We start from the raw sequence: 17,254 nt of genomic DNA on the forward strand, positions 1-17,254 counted from the left end.
AGTGATTTGATTTAACTAAGATAAAATCTTAGGTCAACTAAGGAGACGCTAGCCATGCTTTCTCGTTTATTAAAAGCTAAAATTCACCGTTGTGTCGTGACACAAGCAGAATTACATTATGAAGGTTCTTGTGCAATTGACGGCGTGTTAATGGATTTAGCCGGTATCCGTGAATATGAAGAAATTCATATGTGGAACGTGACTAATGGTAAGCGTTTTACCACTTATGCCATCCGTGGTGAAGAAAATTCAGGCATCATTTCAGTCAATGGCGGCGCTGCCCTGCAAGCGGATGTGGGCGATTTAATGATTATCGCCACATTTGGTGATTTCACCGAAGCTGAAGCCAATGCCCATAAACCTCGCCTGGTTTATGCAAATCCGGACAATACAGTGAACCACACAGCCAACTGTATTCCTGTTCAAGTGGCTTAAGATTGAAAGACATGAAAAGCTCGCAATATGCGGGCTTTTTTATTGTCTGTTAATTTCATTTTATTATTCACATAATTACTATCCATATGACTGATTGATCTATAGAAATTTGCGCCCTGCCTGCAAAACAGGTCTATACTTATGGCACATCGCTTCAGGGCGGGGTGCAATTCCCCACCGGTGGTAATTTAAAACTATATTTCTATAGGATTTAATCAGCCCACGAGCCTGTAAGCCGAACAGGGTTTACTCGCAGATTTGGTGAAAAACCAAAGCCGACGGTATAGTCCGGATGAAAGAAGACGACGTAACCGATATTTATACATAATATATCGCTGCGACCCCATTTCTGCATCAGTCCTGAAATGTTCAACCGTATGTTTATTTTACGAGAGCGTTTCAATGTCTAGTTTGATTCAACCCGAAATTTTCTTCTCAGCCCTTCCCCCAGCTGAACAACGTATTCAAAAAGCATTAGAAGATATCCGCCAAGGCAAACCGGTTTTGGTGATGGATGACTTTGAGCGTGAAAATGAAGCCGACCTGATTGTGGCGGCAGAAACCTTAACTGTGGAAACGATGGCTCGCATGATTCGTGATGGCTCCGGCATTGTCTGTCTTTGCCTGACCAATGAACTGGCCAATCATTTAGAACTCCCACCCATGGTGACTGACAACTCCAGCCAGTTTAAAACCGCCTTTACCGTGACCATTGAAGCCGCACAAGGGGTGACTACAGGAGTTTCGGCAAAAGATCGTACTACCACCATTAAAACCGCAATTCAGGATGGTGCCGTGGCCAGTGACCTCAACCGTCCGGGGCATGTGTTTCCCTTGCGTGCGCGCGAAGGCGGTGTTTTGACTCGACGCGGTCATACCGAAGGCACCATTGATCTGGCACGTTTGGCTGGCCTAAAACCCGCTGGTGTTTTGTGCGAACTGACTAATCCTGACGGTACGATGGCATCTGGCATTCAGGTTCTGTCTTATGCACAGACTCATCATTTAACCGTGATTACCATTGAAGAACTTGTACAATACCGTTTGCAGCACAATCTCTAAACCACGCCACATAGCTTGCTACAAAAAATAAAAGTCATCAGGCTGGATCATTTAGCCTGATGACTTTTTAAATCCAGACTATTTCAATGCACCCAAAAATGAAGAAATCTTCTTTATAAATTTTAAGAGGTAAAAATGAGCCTAGTCCTCTTCTTGCATACTTTGCAGCAAATGCATACTGATGCCATCCGCCCGTAAAAAGGCCAAATCATAACTGGCCGTGGCAAGGGCCAAGACACGTCGCTCAAATTCATCCCACAAAGGACGCACTTCTTTATAGTGAATACCCAAACCACTCTCATCAGTAAAATGACGATTTTTCTCACACAACTTTAACGCATGGTACAGCTTGCGTCCCTTGCTCGCGTCCGGACGCAAACGTACACGCTTGGACAAAACAAAACCTTCAACATGGGCGATATCCGCCATGGGCAACATCGGAATCAAAATCTGATCCAGTTGCGAATCCAATCGATGCCAAATGGCCGTATGCTGCTCTGCTGTATAGGTATTCCACTTAATCACTTCATGATTAAAACGACGGCACCCCCGACAGACCGAATCACCAAACACCGTAGAGCAACGCCCTGCACATGGAGTCAAAGAGGCCATTTGACGATCAGTATTCAAAATAAACTCCGAAATTCAACAACATTCAGGTCTGGCAAATTCAGACCATTTTTCTGATTTAAGATGCAATGAGCACAGGCATCATACATCCCCAAACAGCAAATTAAAAACCATATTTCATACTAGGTTTTATCGCTAATTGTGCCAATTCACGTTAGAATATGCGCCTGAAATTTTGTCTTACCTGAATACATTTGGAGTTTTCCATGAACGCTACTGTAGAACAGCTTGCACCTGTAGAACAGCAAGCGACCACTGACTGGGTTGTTGCGGCACTATATCAATTTAAAGAAGTTCAAGATCCGGCCGATCTGCAGCAACGTCTTCTTGATTTGGTAAAAACCATCAATCTTTGTGGAACTCTCATTGTTGCAGGAGAAGGCATTAACGGTACTGTAGCGGGTGACCGTGCAGCAATCGATACCATTCATCAATTCCTTTGGAATGAAGGTTTTAACGCAATGGAATATAAAGAGTCTCACAGTTCTGACAAGCCATTCCGTAAAATGAAAATCAAACTGAAACAAGAAATTGTAACTTTAGGCGTTGAAGTCAAACCGCGCGATTTAGTCGGGCACTATCTTGATCCGAAAGAATGGAATGAACTGATTGCACGTGACGATGTAATTTTGATTGATACGCGTAACGACTACGAATATAAAGCCGGAACCTTTAAAGGTGCGATTGACCCTAAAACTGAAACCTTCCGTGAATTCCCGGAATATGTCAAAAAAGAACTGGAGCAGCATAAAGACAAGAAAATTGCCATGTTCTGTACCGGCGGTATTCGCTGCGAAAAATCCACTTCATTGTTGCTTCAAGAAGGTTTTAATGAGGTCTATCACTTGAAAGGCGGTATTTTAAAATATCTGGAAGAAACGCCTGCCGAAGAAAGCATGTGGGAAGGTGAATGTTTCGTCTTTGATGGCCGTACTGCTGTGACTCATGGTGTAGAAGAAGGTCAGAACATTAAGTGTCATGCTTGTGGCTGGCCTTTACTTCCCGAAGAAGTGCAACTTCCAAGCTATGAACATGGCGTGTCTTGCAAATACTGCATCGACAAAACCAGCGAAAAACAAAAAGCCGGCTTCCGTATGCGTCAGTCACAAATTGCAGCAGCGAAACGCAAACGCCTATAATTGAATGTCCTAAATCAAAGCCCTCATAAGAGGGCTTTGATTATTTACCTAAAAACAACAATAAATAAAAAAAGATCACTAAGTTTTACCATTAATGTGTGTCAAGTCACAAATAATCTGTTAATCTGAAATAAAAATTACAACAAACTTATAAACCATTAATTTTCAACGTGAAATATTTAACATATAACCTAAAAAGTAACGTGAAAAAGGAGTTAAATTATGTCAAGAACAATCAGTCGCTCAGCCCATTATACTCGACGCTTTTACCTGGTACGCGAAAGAAATCTGCAAAAAGTAGAACACATTAAACAAACTTTAGAGCAAGAATCCCATCTTTTTATTGTAATGATGGGAGCAGTGATTGGCAGTATTTTCTCCCTGTTTATTGCCTATCATCTCACACCTAATTTGCTGGAATATGCCTTGCTCGGTGTGATTCCATTTGCACTCGCCTATAGTTTAAGAAAAGTTTATATCCACACCCTGATTCATAGCCAAGAATAATCCAAAGGGATTGCTTGGCTATGCTTTACCCTGCAACAAATTAAATTTAGGATGGTGTAAATATCACTAATATTTTTATCACTTTATGAATCTGACAGAGTGGATTATTTCCATTATGGAACAATTGGGCTATCTCGGTATTGCCCTGCTCATGTTTCTTGACAATGTATTTCCTCCCATTCCTTCTGAAATCATCATGCCTTCCGCTGGCTATTCTGCATCGCAAGGCCAGCTAACTTTGTTTGGCGTCATTATTGCCGGCTGTTTCGGTTCATTGCTTGCGGCTGCTTTACTGTATTGGATTGGCTATAAGTTTAACCATGACAGCATCTTTCGTTTTGTAGACCGCTATTGCAGATATCTATTTATCAAATCGAGCGATGTTAAAAAGTCACTGGACTGGTTTGAACACTATGGACATCGCATCGTATTCTTTGGCCGCATGATTCCTGCCGTACGTTCGCTCATTAGCATTCCTGCAGGCATGAGTCGAATGCCTTTTTGGAAATTTATGTTTTACAGTGGCTTAGGTACTATTATCTGGACCACTTTCCTTGCCTGTGTCGGTTTTTATTTTGGAGAAAACCAGCATTTAATGCAGCAAATTTTCAGTAAAGTCAGTTATGTGATTATGTCCATTGTAGTCATCATTATTGGCTGGGTTGTATACCGTAGACAGCAGCGTAAAAATCGTCCCTCCTGAATCAAAGTTATCCTCGGGAGGCTAAGGCAATGTCGCATTATCTTAAATATTTTGCAGTTGTTTATAGTATGGTCTTAATTCTTTTGGTCAGCCTCTTGATTTTTGGCTTAAAGCTGAATGCCATTACCCTGCTGCCTGGGCTGATCGCTTCAGCATTTCTAAGTGCCAGACATTTTGTCAAAAAAGAACAACGTTTACCCAATGCCAAGGAGAAAAATACAATGGTTTGGGGATCAACAGTGATCGCCATGACCATTGGTTTTATCGTGATGTTTATCTCAATTTTTATACATCCGCAAACTGAGGAAATTCTAATCACGATGAATTATGCCGGTAGAGCCCGAAATTCATGGTTGGTCGCAGCTGCGATTGCCTTACATGGGCTGATCTTTCATATTGCTTACAATGGCTATGCCCGCTATACATTGAATAAATTCAAATAGTTTTTAATCATGATGCATACCCCATCTCCTATAAAAGAACACGCCTAAAAAAAGCACCTTATGGTGCTTTTTTTATTTAAGGAATTAATTTGATATGAATACATGAACTGTGATTATTACAGTGCAAGGCGTACCATTACACTGGCGTGTGATACACGAGCCGCGATTGTAGCGGCACATGAAGTAACATCACGCTGGCGTGTGGTACATTAAATACAATTCATTCAAATTATCTGGAATTTCTTCAGCAATTTCATCCATGAGCTGGCCATTGCGACGGAAAGATTCCATTTGTGGATCTTCTTCATCCACACCACTGAACACCATCATTGGCAAAGTTAAGTCGACCAATTGCTCTTCATGTTCAGGCGTGAACCAAGCATCTTCATTTAAGAACATCGCATCGACAAAGCCAACGCTCCAGTCACCTAAACTTGAATCCACATCTGCTTCTTCAATTTCAAAAGGAAACTCGATTCCTTCTTCATTGGCCAAGCTTTGACGAATTGATTCTAACCATGCTTTTACTTGTGCAATAATTTCTGCAGGTACCTTCTTTTGATTGTTGTCAAAAAGTTCGTCCAGCCATTTATCGAATTTCGGACCAACCGCAATTGCACATAAAAAGCCATGAGTAGCCGGGAAATCTAGACCATATTCATTTTGGTCGCCATCTAGATATTCGCTCAAAAGGTCTAAATCTAAAGCACTCATTTAAAATCCAGTTTGTAAAATAACTACGGCATAGCATAGCATTTTAGCCCGCTATACAGAATCCAATTTTAGTCTTCTTCGTCATCAAAATCGTCGTCATCATCCAGATCATAATCAAAATCTTTCAGCTCGCGCTCTAAACGACGTTGTGCGAGAAGGTCATCAATGAGGCGACGTTTTTCTAACGACTCTTTAGCACTAATTTTGCTTGATACTTCATCAAAACTAACATCATCATCACTGTAGCTATCATCTAGTTCAAAATCTGTAGAAGACACTAAAACTACCTCATGGTGAAAAAAGTGAATGGGTCTAGGCGCTATTTATCCTGCTTATATCCTCTTGTCAAGTATTTTTATTTTTTTCTCTCACAAACCTGGTTTAATCTTGTTTTTCCCCCTAAAAATTGTGTATTTATTAGTACCTAGAATTTTCAGCCTGGCCAGTTCAAAACTCAGTATATTTTGAGTGTTCCACCCTATGGACTTGAAAAAAAAAATTCCAGCCCAATATTGAAAACAATTGTTAAATCAAATTCATATTTTTAAATGAGACTTGAGCAATCAATATTCAAAACAATTTTAAGCAAATTGTGCTATCATGCACGGTTTTTCACTGCCACAGATTCAACGAAGAGTAAGCAAAGATGAGCGATATGACTTCCCCTACTTCGCAAGTAGCGGCTCTGATTAGCCGAGGCAAAGAGCAAGGTTACTTAACTTACGCTGAGGTTAACGATCATCTCCCGGACTCGATCACGGAAAGCGAACAGATTGAAGACATCATTCAGATGCTTCAGGACGTGGGTATTCCAGTTCATGAACGTGCGCCTGAATCTGATGATGCCATGTTCGATGGCTCAAATGCTGAAGCTGCCGATGAAGTTGCCGAAGAAGAAGCGGCAGCCGTACTTGCTTCTGTTGAAAACGAACCTGGTCGTACCACAGATCCCGTACGCATGTACATGCGTGAAATGGGCACGGTCGAACTATTAACGCGTGAAGGCGAAATTAGCATTGCTAAACGCATTGAAGAAGGTATTCGTGACGTTCTGCACTCGATTGCCTACTGGCCGAATGCCGTTGAAGTTGTATTAAAAGAATATAACGATGTCATTGAAGGTGAACGTCGTCTTGCTGATATTTTATCGGGCTATTTAGATCCGGAATCTGATGAAGAAATTCCAGAAGTTTTAGAAGATGAAACGGACATTGATGACGAGGAAGAATCAACCTCTAAATCGACCAAAGATGTAAAACTGGACGATGATGACGAAGAAGAATCTGAAAGTGAGGATGATTCTGAAGGTGAGTCAGGTCCTGATCCGGAAATTGCACGCGTACGTTTTGCTGAACTGGAAGAAGCCTGGAAAGCAACCAAAGCTGCAATTGAAAAGCACGGTCGCAACAGTAAACAGGCAGATGAAGCACTTCAGGCACTTGCTACCGTGTTTATGATGTTCAAGTTCACTCCACGTCTATTTGACATCATTTCTGAAATGATTCGTGGCACCCATGAACAGATTCGTACATCTGAGCGTGAAGTGATGCGTTATGCGGTACGCCGTGGCCGTATGGACCGTACTCAGTTCCGTACCTCTTTCCCGGGTCAGGAATCTAATCCAGCCTGGTTAGATGAACAAATTGCCAAAGCACCTGCAGAGCAGAAAGCTTACCTGGAAAAAGTACGTCCAGATGTACTGGCATTCCAGCAAAAGATTGCCGACATCGAAAAAGAATTAGGCTTGAATGTTAAGGAAATTAAAGACATTTCTAAACGTATGGCAGTGGGTGAAGCCAAAGCCCGTCGTGCGAAGAAAGAAATGGTGGAAGCTAACTTGCGTCTGGTTATTTCGATTGCGAAAAAATATACCAACCGTGGTTTGCAATTCCTTGACCTGATTCAGGAAGGTAACATCGGCTTGATGAAAGCCGTAGACAAGTTTGAATACCGTCGCGGTTATAAATTCTCGACCTATGCCACCTGGTGGATTCGTCAGGCAATTACCCGTTCAATTGCCGATCAGGCACGTACCATTCGTATTCCGGTACACATGATTGAAACCATCAACAAGATCAACCGTGTATCACGTCAATTGCTTCAAGAAATGGGCCGTGAACCAACGCCTGAAGAATTGGGCGAACGCCTGGAAATGGACGAAGTTAAAGTCCGCAAAGTGCTTAAAATTGCCAAAGAGCCGATTTCTATGGAAACGCCAATTGGTGATGATGAAGATTCACATCTTGGCGACTTCATTGAAGATGGCAACATCACCTCTCCGGTAGATGCAGCAACTTCAGAAGGCCTGAAAGAGGCGACTCGAGAAGTGCTGGAAAACTTGACTGAACGTGAAGCGAAAGTCTTGAAAATGCGTTTTGGTATTGATATGCCAACCGACCATACACTGGAAGAAGTCGGTAAACAGTTTGACGTTACCCGTGAACGTATCCGTCAGATTGAAGCTAAGGCATTACGCAAATTACGTCATCCTTCCCGTTCTGAACACTTGCGTTCATTCCTGGAAAATGACTAAGCCATAGTAATACCGATGGGGGTTGAAAAGTTGTCCATTAGCCCCATCTAGTATTCAGCAACACATAACGCCTGCACTACGCAGGCGTTTGATATATAAGTGGGACTACTATGACCATGTTAGACCGTACACCATCTCGCGAACTTCAAGAACATCTTTGGGTCTTTCCTATGGATTATCCAATCAAACTGATTGGTGAAGCCTGCGAAGAGTTACATATTGCTGTTGTAGACATTTTGGTAAAACATTTCCCAGACTTTGACGGTAATAGCATCAAGGTACAACCTTCACGTACCGGGAAATATCATTCTTTGACTGCTCGAATTGTTTTTGTCGAACTGGAACAGGTACATGCTTTATATGCTGACCTGGCAGCCTGCCCATTGATTAAAACTGCGCTTTAAGAATATAAAAAAGCACGCTTTATGCGTGTTTTTTTATTTATAGGACAATAAAAATATTATTAATACCACAAAAAAGTTTAAATCGTGCAGCGATCATCCCCATTTTGGCATGATTTCATTATAATTCTTTCATCCTCTTAAAAACTTTTAAGGACGCACTTCACGTGACTGATGCTGTTCTAAAACCCAAACTGATTATTCGCCAATTTAACCAGCTCACTCCCTATCTCGACCGCTTTCAGGATATGAAAAACCTGACTGAAAACCGTGATGAGAATACCCCAGATGAACTGTGGATTTTGCAGCATCATGATGTGCTGACCCAAGGCCAAGCCGGCAAGCCTGAACACATTCTTATGTCCAGCAATATACCGGTGGTACAAACGGATCGCGGTGGACAAGTGACCTGGCATGGTCCGGGTCAGCTGGTTGCCTATTTCATGTTTGATTTAAACCGTTTGGGTTGGAATGTACGCACGCTGGTGTCTTATGCTGAAAATTTAATGATCGCACTGCTGAAAAAATATGGCATTGAAGCCTATGCCAAACCGGATGCACCGGGCGTTTATGTCAATGAACGCAAAATTGGTTCGCTGGGTTTTAAAATCCGCAAAGGACGCAGCTATCATGGATTGGCCCTGAATATTGACTGTGACCTGTCTGGTTTCCATACCATTAACCCATGTGGTTATGCAGGTTTAGAGATGGTCCGTATTCAGGACCTGGTTCCAGATTACCCAAAATTCGAGAACTTATGCGTCGATATCATTGAAACTTTAAACAGCAGCGGTTACTTTAGTGAAGTTCAAATCATGCAACAATAACTTTGCTTTTGACATAAAAATAAATTAGAGTATTTACTCTAAACTAATAAAATATTTTTTAGATAAGGGATACGCGAGTGATTTCAACCAAATCCGTTAAGCCCGCTTTACAACTGACCTATGTCAAACTCATGATGGATGTGATTGGCAGAGGTTTAGTCATGGCGAGTCAAGTCGATGCCGAAGTCAAACAGGAAGTTGCAAAATTTCCTGTCGGTTTTGTGCTATCGATGAAAGTATTTCCGAATGGCCCAGCTTTTATTGCAAAAGTCACGGAAGACCATCAATTACAATTACTGCAATCTGTAGACAGCAAACCTGACCTCACCATTACTTTTAAGCATTTAAGCCACGCTTTTTTAGTGTTTTCTTTTCAGGAAAGTACTGCACAGGCTTTTGCCCACGACCGTATGATAGCCGATGGAGATATTTCATTTGCCATTCGTCTGGTACGCTGCTTAAACAAAATGGAAGTGCTCATTTTACCTAAACTCCTCGCCGAGCTTGCTGTAAAACAATACCCAACCGAATTGAGCCTAAAAGAAAAACTGACTGGAGCTGCAAATATTTATTTGAAAGTAGCTCAATCCTATTTTAAACGGAGTGCATAACATGGCTAAGCCTTATTACGAATTTTTCTGTCCAGTCAAAGTCATCGCAGGTCATGCCGCCTTAGAACATATTCCGTTTGAACTTGCTACTTTAGGTGCAAAACGCCCGCTCATCATTACCGATAAAGGCGTACGCAGCAACAATCTGCTCGCCCCTATTGAGGCTGCCTTTGAATCTACCGATGCGGTGATTGGCCATATTTTTGATGATGTTCCACCAGATTCAAGCGTACAAACCGTTCGAAATGCAGCAAAAGCTTATCGTGATCATAATTGTGATGCGATTATCGCCGTGGGTGGCGGTTCGGTCATTGATACCTCCAAGGCAACCAATATCCTGGTGACCGAAGGCGGCGATGACCTGCTTAAATATTCAGGTGCACATAACCTGCCCAAACCGTTAAAACCATTTTTCGTGATTCCAACCACATCGGGTACCGGTTCAGAAGTAACCATGGTGGCTGTGGTTTCCGATCTGGAAAAAAATGTCAAAATGCCATTTGCCTCTTATTACCTGATGCCGCATGCTGCCATTCTTGACCCGCGTATGACCCAGACCTTGCCACCGCATTTAACTGCCATGACGGCTATGGACGCGCTGACCCATGCGGTTGAAGCCTATACCTGTATGGCAGCCAATCCGATCAGCGATGCTTATGCAACGGCTGCGATCAAAAAAGTCAGCAACAGCCTGTTCAATGTTCTGGACAACCCGACAGATGAGTTTGGTCGCCTGGAACTGGCTCAAGCTTCAACCATGGCCGGGATTGCTTTCTCTAATTCTATGGTAGGCCTAGTTCACTCACTTGGACATGCCCTAGGTGCGGTTGCCCACCTGCCCCATGGCCTATGCATGAACCTGTTCCTGCCTTATGTGCTGGAGTACAACAAGGAAGTCAATGGTGACAAAATTGCCGAATTGCTACTCCCTTTAGCTGGACCAGACATTTATGCGCAAACCCCTGCACATTTACGTGCCGATAAAGCGATTGCTACGATTCTGACCATGCGTGATCGCTTGTATGCACTGACTAAATTGCCACGTACTTTACGTGAAACCGGCAAGGTTTCAGAAGCGCAATTGAATGAAGTCGCAGACAAAGCATTAAATGACGGTTCTATTATTTACAATCCGAAAGAAGCCACCCTGAGTGATTTAAAAGCGATTTTAGAAAAAGCTTGGTAAATATTGAAAAATAAGTGAATATAGCCAAAAATAAGCCTGATGTTTTTTTGAGCATCAGGCTTTTACTTTATGGAAAATTAAAGCGAATCTTTTATAGCAAATGGCATATTTACTGCATTAAAAACTCATAAAGATATTGGCAAAAGGTACCAAACTGGAGTAGATTGGCGCACTTTTGTTTTATTCATTTAGGGGGGATCGTTCGTCTCAAACGATCCTTGTAAACATGACTGATCCTTGATCAACGATAAGAGGATAACGCCGTTGACAAATATCTCTGGGACTCAATCGGCAGCTAAACTGCAAAAAACGCTTGGACTGTGGCACATCATTATTATTGGTTTAGCTTATATTCAGCCAATGACATTATTTGATACCTTCGGTCTGGTTTCCGAAGAAAGCCATTATCACGTGCCAACTTCGTACATTATTGCCCTCATTGCAATTCTGTTTACATCTATTAGTTATGGACACATGATCCGTCGTTATCCCTCATCAGGGTCGGCATATACCTATGCTCAAAAATCGATTCACCCTAATGTCGGTTTTATGGTGGGCTGGTCATCATGGCTCGATTATCTACTGTCACCGATGGTCAACATCATTTTGGCCGTCATTTATCTGGAAGCGCTTTTCCCTGGGGTGAACCATTGGGTTTGGGTTGTTGTACTGACCGCATTTATGACCGGGGTAAACTTGCGGGGTGCCAGATTCGTTGCCAACTTCAACGGCCTGATTGTATTGGTTCAGCTGGCAGTCATCGGGTACTTCACCTGGATGGTTTATTCTCTACTTGCAGGTGGGGTCAATGCCGATGGGACATTGGCGAATGCCAAATACCAGTTGTGGAGCCTGGATCCGTTCTGGAATGAAATGACAGCTTTAGGCCCTTTAATTACCGGTGCAACATTGCTTTGTTTCTCTTTTACCGGTTTTGACTCACTCAGCTCGCTGGCAGAAGAAACTAAAGATACTGAAAAGACCTTACCTAAAGCGATTTTCCTGACTGCACTTATTGCAGGTGTCATCTTTATTATTAGCACCTACTTCATGCAAATCTACTTCCCGAACGATCCGAAGACATATTTTGAAGATGTTGCTGCAACCCAGCCGGACATTCTTCAAGCCGTTGGTGGAGTAGCATTCAAAACTGTGGTGCTTTACTTCGCAATCGTTACGGTGATGGCATCCGGTATTTCTGCACATGCGGGCGTTTCACGCTTAATGTATGTGATGGGCCGTGATGGCGTGATCAACAAAAAGATTTTTGGTCATATCAGTCCGAAAAGCTACACACCGGTTTACAACATTCTGATTGTCGGTGGCGTGGCTTTAACTGCTGGTTTCATGGATCTGGACATCGTGATTTCAATGATCAGTTTCGGTGCCCTCACTGCCTTTACCTTTGTGAATCTGTCTGTAATTTCACGTTATGCATTACGTGATGGCCGTACTAAAAATATCAAAGACATTATTAGCTTTGTAGTCATTCCTTTACTCGGCTTCTTAAGTATTTTTGCCATGTGGCTAGAGATTGAAGATACCGCATTAAAATTTGGTTTATGGTGGGCAATGTTCGGTATTTTGTACCTGGGTTATAAAACCAAAGGTTTCAAACACCCTGCTCCACAGCACAACGAGTTTGATGATACGCATTAATGCTTTGATCTCATGCATAAAAAAAGACGCTCAATGCGTCTTTTTTTATACTCTGAAATTAGACGAGTTCTTTAAAACCTTGCTGACGCCATGCTTCATACAGAATAACCGCTGTAGCATTAGACAGGTTCAAACTGCGAGAGTTTGCTACCATGGGTAAACGAATCCAGTGTTTTTCCGGGAACATCATGCGCACATTTTCAGGCAGACCACGTGTTTCAGGGCCCATCAGCAAAGCCACCGGACGGTTTAAGTCTGAAGTATGTGGAGTTTCAGAACCTTTGGTGGTTAAAGGATAAATGGCATTGTTATCAATTCCCTGTTCTTTTAAATATGCCAGGCATTCTGCAAAGTTTTCCCACACTTTCATGTGTGCCCATTCATGATAGTCCAGGCCTGCACGTCGCAGCTTTTTATCGTCGAGCTCAAAACCCAGCGGTTTAACCAAATGAAGTTGCGCACCGGTATTGGCACATAAACGGATGATATTCCCGGTGTTAGCAGGAATTTCTGGCTCGTACAAAACAACGTGGATCACTTTTTACTCACTCTAATTTTATTTAGGCAATGTTTGGACTTTACTGATCAAGCCAGGAACTCGATAGAGGATTTCTTAGCCAAGCACCGCGTTCCGTTTGCAATTGAACAACAGCAATAAAATCACTGCTTATCCTCTTTACTCAGGCACAGCCTTCATCTTGCGCTCGGGCAACACGAAGTGTTGCTTATCCTCGCTCATGCCCACTGCAATTGTTCACGCAATTTTACCACTTCACCAATAATGGTGAGCGTTGGCGCTTGAATGTGATGCTCCGTCACTTTCGATGCGATATCGGCTAAGGTTCCCACCACCACTTTCTGGTCAGGTGTAGTCCCCTTGGAAATCAGGGCAACCGGCATGTCTGGACGCTGGCCATGGGCAATCAGCTGGGCACAGATTTTTTCCAGCCCCACCAAGCCCATATACAATACCAGGGTCTGGTTTTCATACACCAGCTCATTCCATGGCAACTCTGGCGAGCCTTCCTTTAAATGCCCGGTCAGGAAGCGCACACTTTGTGCATAGTCACGATGGGTTAAAGGAATACCGGCATACGCAGAACAGCCCGAAGCTGCGGTAATTCCGGGTACCACCTGAAAAGCAACACCTGCAGCAAACAGTTCCTGAATCTCTTCGCCACCACGGCCAAAAATAAACGGATCACCGCCTTTTAAACGGCAAACACGCTTACCTTGAGCAGCATATTCCACCAAAAGTGCATTAATTCCTTCTTGCGGCACACTATGATTGGAACGGGCTTTACCCACATAGACCTTTTCCGCATCACGGCGGCACAAGTCCATAATCGCAGGCGACACTAGACGGTCGTAAATAACAACATCTGCCTGTTGCATCAAACGCAATGCTTTTAAGGTCAACAGTTCAGGATCGCCTGGCCCCGCACCCACCAGATAGACTTCACCTTTCGGCGCTTTCCATTCCATTAAGGCTTGCTCAATCAAACGGTCGGCTTCAGCAAGATTGTCATTAAACACCTGTTCTTTGAGTGGACTGGCATATAAGTCTTCCCAAAAAATACGGCGTTCATCCGGATTTTCAATTTTGGCTTTGACCGCAGCTCGCCATTTACCTGAAAAATCGGCAAGTTTTCCCATGCCATGCGGAATGCTCGCTTCCAGCTGGGTACGGATTTGACGGGATAAAACTGGTGATTTGCCATTGGTGGCAATTGAAACCACTAAAGGAGAACGGTCGATAATGGCAGGCACCATAAAACGGCAATGCGGTAGATCATCGACACTATTCACCAGAATTTTTTCAGCTTCGCAAGCTTCAAAAACCTGAACATTGGTGGCTTTATCATTGGTTGCCGCAATCACCAGACGGTAATCACGCAACGGAATATCTGGACTAAAAGGCGCTTGGACATATTGCCCCTGGCTGGCACGAACAATCTCAACTAAATCATTTTCGATTTCAGGCGCAATCACATCAATGACTGCTCCTGCTTTTGCCAAAAGTACGGCCTTACGGTAAGCAATGCGCCCACCACCGACAATCAGACAAGGTTGCTGCTGCAACTTTAAAGAGATTGGAAAGATATCCACGAATGACCTCAATATTTTAAATCTGACTGTCTTAAGCAATTTTCATGCACAAAATTGTGCTATTCATAAATTTATTGATCAATCCGAAGATCAATCAATAAATTCCGCACCGCCCATATAAGGACGAAGCACTTCAGGAACCTCAATCGAACCGTCTGCACGTTGATAGTTTTCCATCACCGCAAGCAAGGTACGGCCAACAGCCAAACCTGAACCGTTCAGGGTATGCACAAATTCGGTTTTCTTCTGGTCAACACGGTAACGTGCTTTCATACGGCGGGCCTGGAAATCGCCCATGTTTGAACATGAAGAAATTTCACGATAGGTATTTTGGCTCGGTACCCAGACTTCAAGGTCATAGGTCTTGGTTGAACCAAAGCCCATATCACCACCACACAGGATGATTTTACGGTATGGCAGACCAAGTGCCTGTAAAATGCCTTCAGCATGCCCGGTCAGTTCTTCCAAGGCCTGCATCGAATCTTCAGGTTTTACAATTTGCACCATCTCGACTTTGTCGAACTGGTGTTGACGAATCAGGCCACGGGTATCACGGCCATAGGAACCTGCTTCGCTGCGGAAACATGGCGTATGTGCAGCATATTTCAATGGCAAACGTTCAGGATCAATAATTTCGTCACGCACGAAATTGGTCACTGGCACTTCAGCGGTCGGAATCAGGTAATATTCTTTTTCACCTTGCAATTTGAATAAATCTTCTTCAAATTTAGGCAATTGACCTGTACCGCGCAATGAATCTGCATTCACCAGATAAGGCACATAAGCTTCGGTATAACCATTTTTCAGGGTATGGGTGTCCAGCATGAACTGGGTCAGCGCACGCTGTAAACGCGCCAATGGGCCTTTCAGAACACTGAAACGTGTACCGGTCAATTTGGTTGCAGTTTCAAACTCCAAACCGCCCATCCATTCACCCAGGTCAGTATGATCCTTGATTTCAAAATCGAATTGACGCGGAGTGCCCCATTTTAAAATTTCAACGTTGTCGTCTTCATCTTTACCCTCAGGTACAGATTCATGCGGCATGTTTGGAATGCTTAAAGACTTGGTTTCAATTTCAGTTTGCAATTCTGCAAGTGCAACTTCAGCGGCTTTAATTTCGTCACCAATGGCTGCCATACGCGCCATGATTTCAGATGCATCGCCACCAGATTTTTTAATTTGGCCAACTTGTTTTGCACCCGAATTACGCTCTGCTTGCAAAGCTTCAGTTTTCGATTGAAGCTCTTTACGGCGAGCTTCAAGGGAAGCCCACTCTTCGACATTAAGCTGTACACCACGTTTTGCCAAGGCTAAATTTACAGCCTCAATATTATTTCTGATTAATTTCGGGTCGATCATAGCCAATCTTTTGCAAAGAAAAAAACTAGCTATAGTGTAAGCGCTAAACACTAAAAAAGACAGTGATCGAGCGGACAGCTGTGGCTTATTACAGCAAATTTACCCGAATTAAGCTGAAATTAGGACGATGGATACTTGGGCAAACCTGGCAGATATTCCGCTTTAATCAGTTTGCCCAGTGCCGAATAAGGCAAGGTCAGCTCGGTCATGCCTTCTACATAGGAGGCCAGCTCATACAAGGGATAAACAAAGACAATGCCATTGGCACCATAGTAAAAATTATCACTTAATTTCAGTTTTTCCCTGTCGATACTGTGCTGCTCCAGCCAGATGCTGTTTGAATCATACAAAGTATTCAACAATTGCTGCTCTGTGCCTTTGACCATAATATCTTGCAGCGCCAGACGCTTTTTGTTTTTCAAATCGAAATTGACAAATTCCTGATGATACATGCCATGCGCAGCACCAGATGAATAGGTATAGGTCTGAATGGCAAAGGTTGCCCGATCATACTGCTGACTGACAAAACGGATATAGGTCGAGCTTTGACTTAGATTGGGATTCGCGCCTTCGGCAGTATTGATCTTTTGATTAGGCGCTGTAGAAAATGCAATCGGATCGGCTTTTTTCACCCGATCAAGAAAATAGTCATCTACCCATTTCAGATTGGTTTTTACCGTTTGAATCTCATACTGGGTACAACCTTCCGCATCACATGCTTCCGGTTTGCTCAGTTTCACAGGAACAACCTTGGCTTGAATTAATGGAATTGTCTGAACGTTTTCCTGTTTTGCAGTACTTGCCTGTTCCGTTTTCGGGGCTGGTCGCTCCTGACAACCCGTGATGACGAGTGCTGCCAAAGAAACAGGAAGTGCCCATAGCCATTGTTTATTCGTGCGTGTTTCCATTTTTTTTACAACCTGAGACCCTTAG

General features: G+C 43.1%; 19 protein-coding genes and 1 riboswitch. Of the genes, 12 read left to right on the forward strand and 7 right to left on the reverse strand.

Annotation, left to right across the window (positions count from 1 at the left end):
• Positions 1-54 precede the first annotated feature (54 nt).
• Together panD and ribB are read left to right on the forward strand one after the other, a co-directional pair.
• Positions 55-435 (forward strand): aspartate 1-decarboxylase, encoded by a 381-nt coding sequence (gene panD / locus BLP85_RS08775; protein WP_086196843.1) that lies wholly within the window; start codon positions 55-57, stop codon positions 433-435.
• Between the two features lie 147 nt (positions 436-582).
• A riboswitch (FMN riboswitch) is annotated at positions 583-743 on the forward strand.
• A gap of 94 nt (positions 744-837) precedes the next feature.
• The gene (ribB, locus tag BLP85_RS08780; protein WP_092819731.1) at positions 838-1,497 is read left to right on the forward strand and encodes a 3,4-dihydroxy-2-butanone-4-phosphate synthase; all 660 of its coding nucleotides are present in this window, start codon (positions 838-840) and stop codon (positions 1,495-1,497) included.
• A gap of 141 nt (positions 1,498-1,638) precedes the next feature.
• Here ribB and BLP85_RS08785 read toward each other — a convergent pair whose 3' ends face one another.
• Complete coding sequence (locus BLP85_RS08785) at positions 1,639-2,109, reverse strand: DUF1289 domain-containing protein (protein WP_409449184.1); 471 nt, start codon at positions 2,107-2,109, stop codon at positions 1,639-1,641.
• A 224-nt stretch (positions 2,110-2,333) separates the two neighbouring features.
• Between BLP85_RS08785 and trhO the strand changes: the two genes are divergently transcribed.
• The 4 genes from trhO to BLP85_RS08805 all read left to right on the forward strand — a co-directional run bounded on the left by trhO (position 2,334) and on the right by BLP85_RS08805 (position 4,919).
• Positions 2,334-3,266: an oxygen-dependent tRNA uridine(34) hydroxylase TrhO gene (gene trhO, locus BLP85_RS08790; protein WP_092819733.1), complete on the forward strand. Its 933-nt coding sequence runs from the start codon at positions 2,334-2,336 to the stop codon at positions 3,264-3,266.
• A 222-nt stretch (positions 3,267-3,488) separates the two neighbouring features.
• Positions 3,489-3,773, forward strand: coding sequence for an FUSC family protein (locus BLP85_RS08795; RefSeq protein ID WP_092819734.1), 285 nt, complete (start codon positions 3,489-3,491; stop codon positions 3,771-3,773).
• A gap of 85 nt (positions 3,774-3,858) precedes the next feature.
• Positions 3,859-4,476 carry a DedA family protein gene (locus tag BLP85_RS08800; RefSeq protein WP_092819735.1) on the forward strand — a complete coding sequence of 206 codons (618 nt, stop codon included), beginning with the start codon at positions 3,859-3,861 and terminating at the stop codon, positions 4,474-4,476.
• 29 nt (positions 4,477-4,505) lie between these two features.
• Positions 4,506-4,919 (forward strand): ABZJ_00895 family protein, encoded by a 414-nt coding sequence (locus BLP85_RS08805; RefSeq protein ID WP_092819736.1) that lies wholly within the window; start codon positions 4,506-4,508, stop codon positions 4,917-4,919.
• A 189-nt stretch (positions 4,920-5,108) separates the two neighbouring features.
• Here the strand turns inward: BLP85_RS08805 and BLP85_RS08810 are convergent, their stop codons facing one another.
• On the reverse strand, positions 5,109-5,633 hold the full coding sequence (locus tag BLP85_RS08810; protein ID WP_092819737.1) for a YecA/YgfB family protein: 525 nt from the start codon (positions 5,631-5,633) through the stop codon (positions 5,109-5,111).
• Positions 5,634-5,701: 68 nt separating this feature from the next.
• Positions 5,702-5,911, reverse strand: coding sequence for a PA3496 family putative envelope integrity protein (locus BLP85_RS08815; RefSeq protein ID WP_086176283.1), 210 nt, complete (start codon positions 5,909-5,911; stop codon positions 5,702-5,704).
• Between the two features lie 368 nt (positions 5,912-6,279).
• On the opposite strand from BLP85_RS08815, the gene rpoD reads away from it, so the two are divergent.
• The 6 genes from rpoD (at position 6,280) to BLP85_RS08845 (ending at position 12,850) form a co-directional block, all read left to right on the forward strand.
• On the forward strand, positions 6,280-8,166 hold the full coding sequence (gene rpoD / locus BLP85_RS08820) for an RNA polymerase sigma factor RpoD (RefSeq protein ID WP_092819738.1): 1,887 nt from the start codon (positions 6,280-6,282) through the stop codon (positions 8,164-8,166).
• A gap of 116 nt (positions 8,167-8,282) precedes the next feature.
• Positions 8,283-8,570 (forward strand): YbeD family protein, encoded by a 288-nt coding sequence (locus BLP85_RS08825; protein WP_092819857.1) that lies wholly within the window; start codon positions 8,283-8,285, stop codon positions 8,568-8,570.
• A 164-nt stretch (positions 8,571-8,734) separates the two neighbouring features.
• On the forward strand, positions 8,735-9,394 hold the full coding sequence (gene lipB, locus BLP85_RS08830) for a lipoyl(octanoyl) transferase LipB (protein ID WP_092819739.1): 660 nt from the start codon (positions 8,735-8,737) through the stop codon (positions 9,392-9,394).
• A gap of 77 nt (positions 9,395-9,471) precedes the next feature.
• Positions 9,472-10,005, forward strand: a complete 534-nt coding sequence (locus BLP85_RS08835; RefSeq protein WP_092819740.1) for a hypothetical protein — start codon at positions 9,472-9,474, stop codon at positions 10,003-10,005.
• A gap of 1 nt (position 10,006) precedes the next feature.
• Positions 10,007-11,191: an iron-containing alcohol dehydrogenase gene (locus BLP85_RS08840; RefSeq protein ID WP_092819741.1), complete on the forward strand. Its 1,185-nt coding sequence runs from the start codon at positions 10,007-10,009 to the stop codon at positions 11,189-11,191.
• Between the two features lie 264 nt (positions 11,192-11,455).
• Complete coding sequence (locus tag BLP85_RS08845) at positions 11,456-12,850, forward strand: APC family permease (protein WP_092819742.1); 1,395 nt, start codon at positions 11,456-11,458, stop codon at positions 12,848-12,850.
• A 58-nt stretch (positions 12,851-12,908) separates the two neighbouring features.
• On the opposite strand, the gene BLP85_RS08850 is transcribed toward BLP85_RS08845, so the two are convergent.
• The 4 genes from BLP85_RS08850 to BLP85_RS08865 form a co-directional block, all read right to left on the reverse strand.
• Positions 12,909-13,388 carry a tRNA (cytidine(34)-2'-O)-methyltransferase gene (locus tag BLP85_RS08850; RefSeq protein ID WP_092819743.1) on the reverse strand — a complete coding sequence of 160 codons (480 nt, stop codon included), beginning with the start codon at positions 13,386-13,388 and terminating at the stop codon, positions 12,909-12,911.
• Positions 13,389-13,585: 197 nt separating this feature from the next.
• Positions 13,586-14,959, reverse strand: coding sequence for a siroheme synthase CysG (gene cysG, locus BLP85_RS08855; protein ID WP_092819744.1), 1,374 nt, complete (start codon positions 14,957-14,959; stop codon positions 13,586-13,588).
• Positions 14,960-15,049: 90 nt separating this feature from the next.
• Positions 15,050-16,321, reverse strand: coding sequence for a serine--tRNA ligase (gene serS, locus BLP85_RS08860; RefSeq protein WP_092819745.1), 1,272 nt, complete (start codon positions 16,319-16,321; stop codon positions 15,050-15,052).
• A gap of 119 nt (positions 16,322-16,440) precedes the next feature.
• A complete protein-coding gene (locus tag BLP85_RS08865; protein ID WP_092819746.1) occupies positions 16,441-17,229 on the reverse strand; it encodes a DUF3298 domain-containing protein in 789 nt (262 codons plus the stop codon).
• Positions 17,230-17,254: the final 25 nt, after the last annotated feature.

The sequence above is a fragment of the Acinetobacter kookii genome (genome assembly GCF_900096895.1).
Classification (GTDB): Bacteria; Pseudomonadota; Gammaproteobacteria; order Pseudomonadales; family Moraxellaceae; genus Acinetobacter; species Acinetobacter kookii.

What these genes read in the sequence shown, in the direction of transcription:
- BLP85_RS08785 (WP_409449184.1), bottom strand. Translation starts at nt 2,109, where the DNA reads ATGGCCTCTTTGACTCCATGTGCAGGGCGTTGCTCTACGGTGTTTGGT.
- BLP85_RS08800 (WP_092819735.1), top strand. Translation starts at nt 3,859, where the DNA reads ATGAATCTGACAGAGTGGATTATTTCCATTATGGAACAATTGGGCTAT.
- panD (WP_086196843.1), top strand. Translation starts at nt 55, where the DNA reads ATGCTTTCTCGTTTATTAAAAGCTAAAATTCACCGTTGTGTCGTGACA.
- trhO (WP_092819733.1), top strand. Translation starts at nt 2,334, where the DNA reads ATGAACGCTACTGTAGAACAGCTTGCACCTGTAGAACAGCAAGCGACC.
- BLP85_RS08865 (WP_092819746.1), bottom strand. Translation starts at nt 17,229, where the DNA reads ATGGAAACACGCACGAATAAACAATGGCTATGGGCACTTCCTGTTTCT.
- serS (WP_092819745.1), bottom strand. Translation starts at nt 16,321, where the DNA reads ATGATCGACCCGAAATTAATCAGAAATAATATTGAGGCTGTAAATTTA.
- BLP85_RS08840 (WP_092819741.1), top strand. Translation starts at nt 10,007, where the DNA reads ATGGCTAAGCCTTATTACGAATTTTTCTGTCCAGTCAAAGTCATCGCA.
- rpoD (WP_092819738.1), top strand. Translation starts at nt 6,280, where the DNA reads ATGAGCGATATGACTTCCCCTACTTCGCAAGTAGCGGCTCTGATTAGC.
- ribB (WP_092819731.1), top strand. Translation starts at nt 838, where the DNA reads ATGTCTAGTTTGATTCAACCCGAAATTTTCTTCTCAGCCCTTCCCCCA.
- BLP85_RS08795 (WP_092819734.1), top strand. Translation starts at nt 3,489, where the DNA reads ATGTCAAGAACAATCAGTCGCTCAGCCCATTATACTCGACGCTTTTAC.
- BLP85_RS08810 (WP_092819737.1), bottom strand. Translation starts at nt 5,633, where the DNA reads ATGAGTGCTTTAGATTTAGACCTTTTGAGCGAATATCTAGATGGCGAC.
- BLP85_RS08825 (WP_092819857.1), top strand. Translation starts at nt 8,283, where the DNA reads ATGTTAGACCGTACACCATCTCGCGAACTTCAAGAACATCTTTGGGTC.
- BLP85_RS08805 (WP_092819736.1), top strand. Translation starts at nt 4,506, where the DNA reads ATGTCGCATTATCTTAAATATTTTGCAGTTGTTTATAGTATGGTCTTA.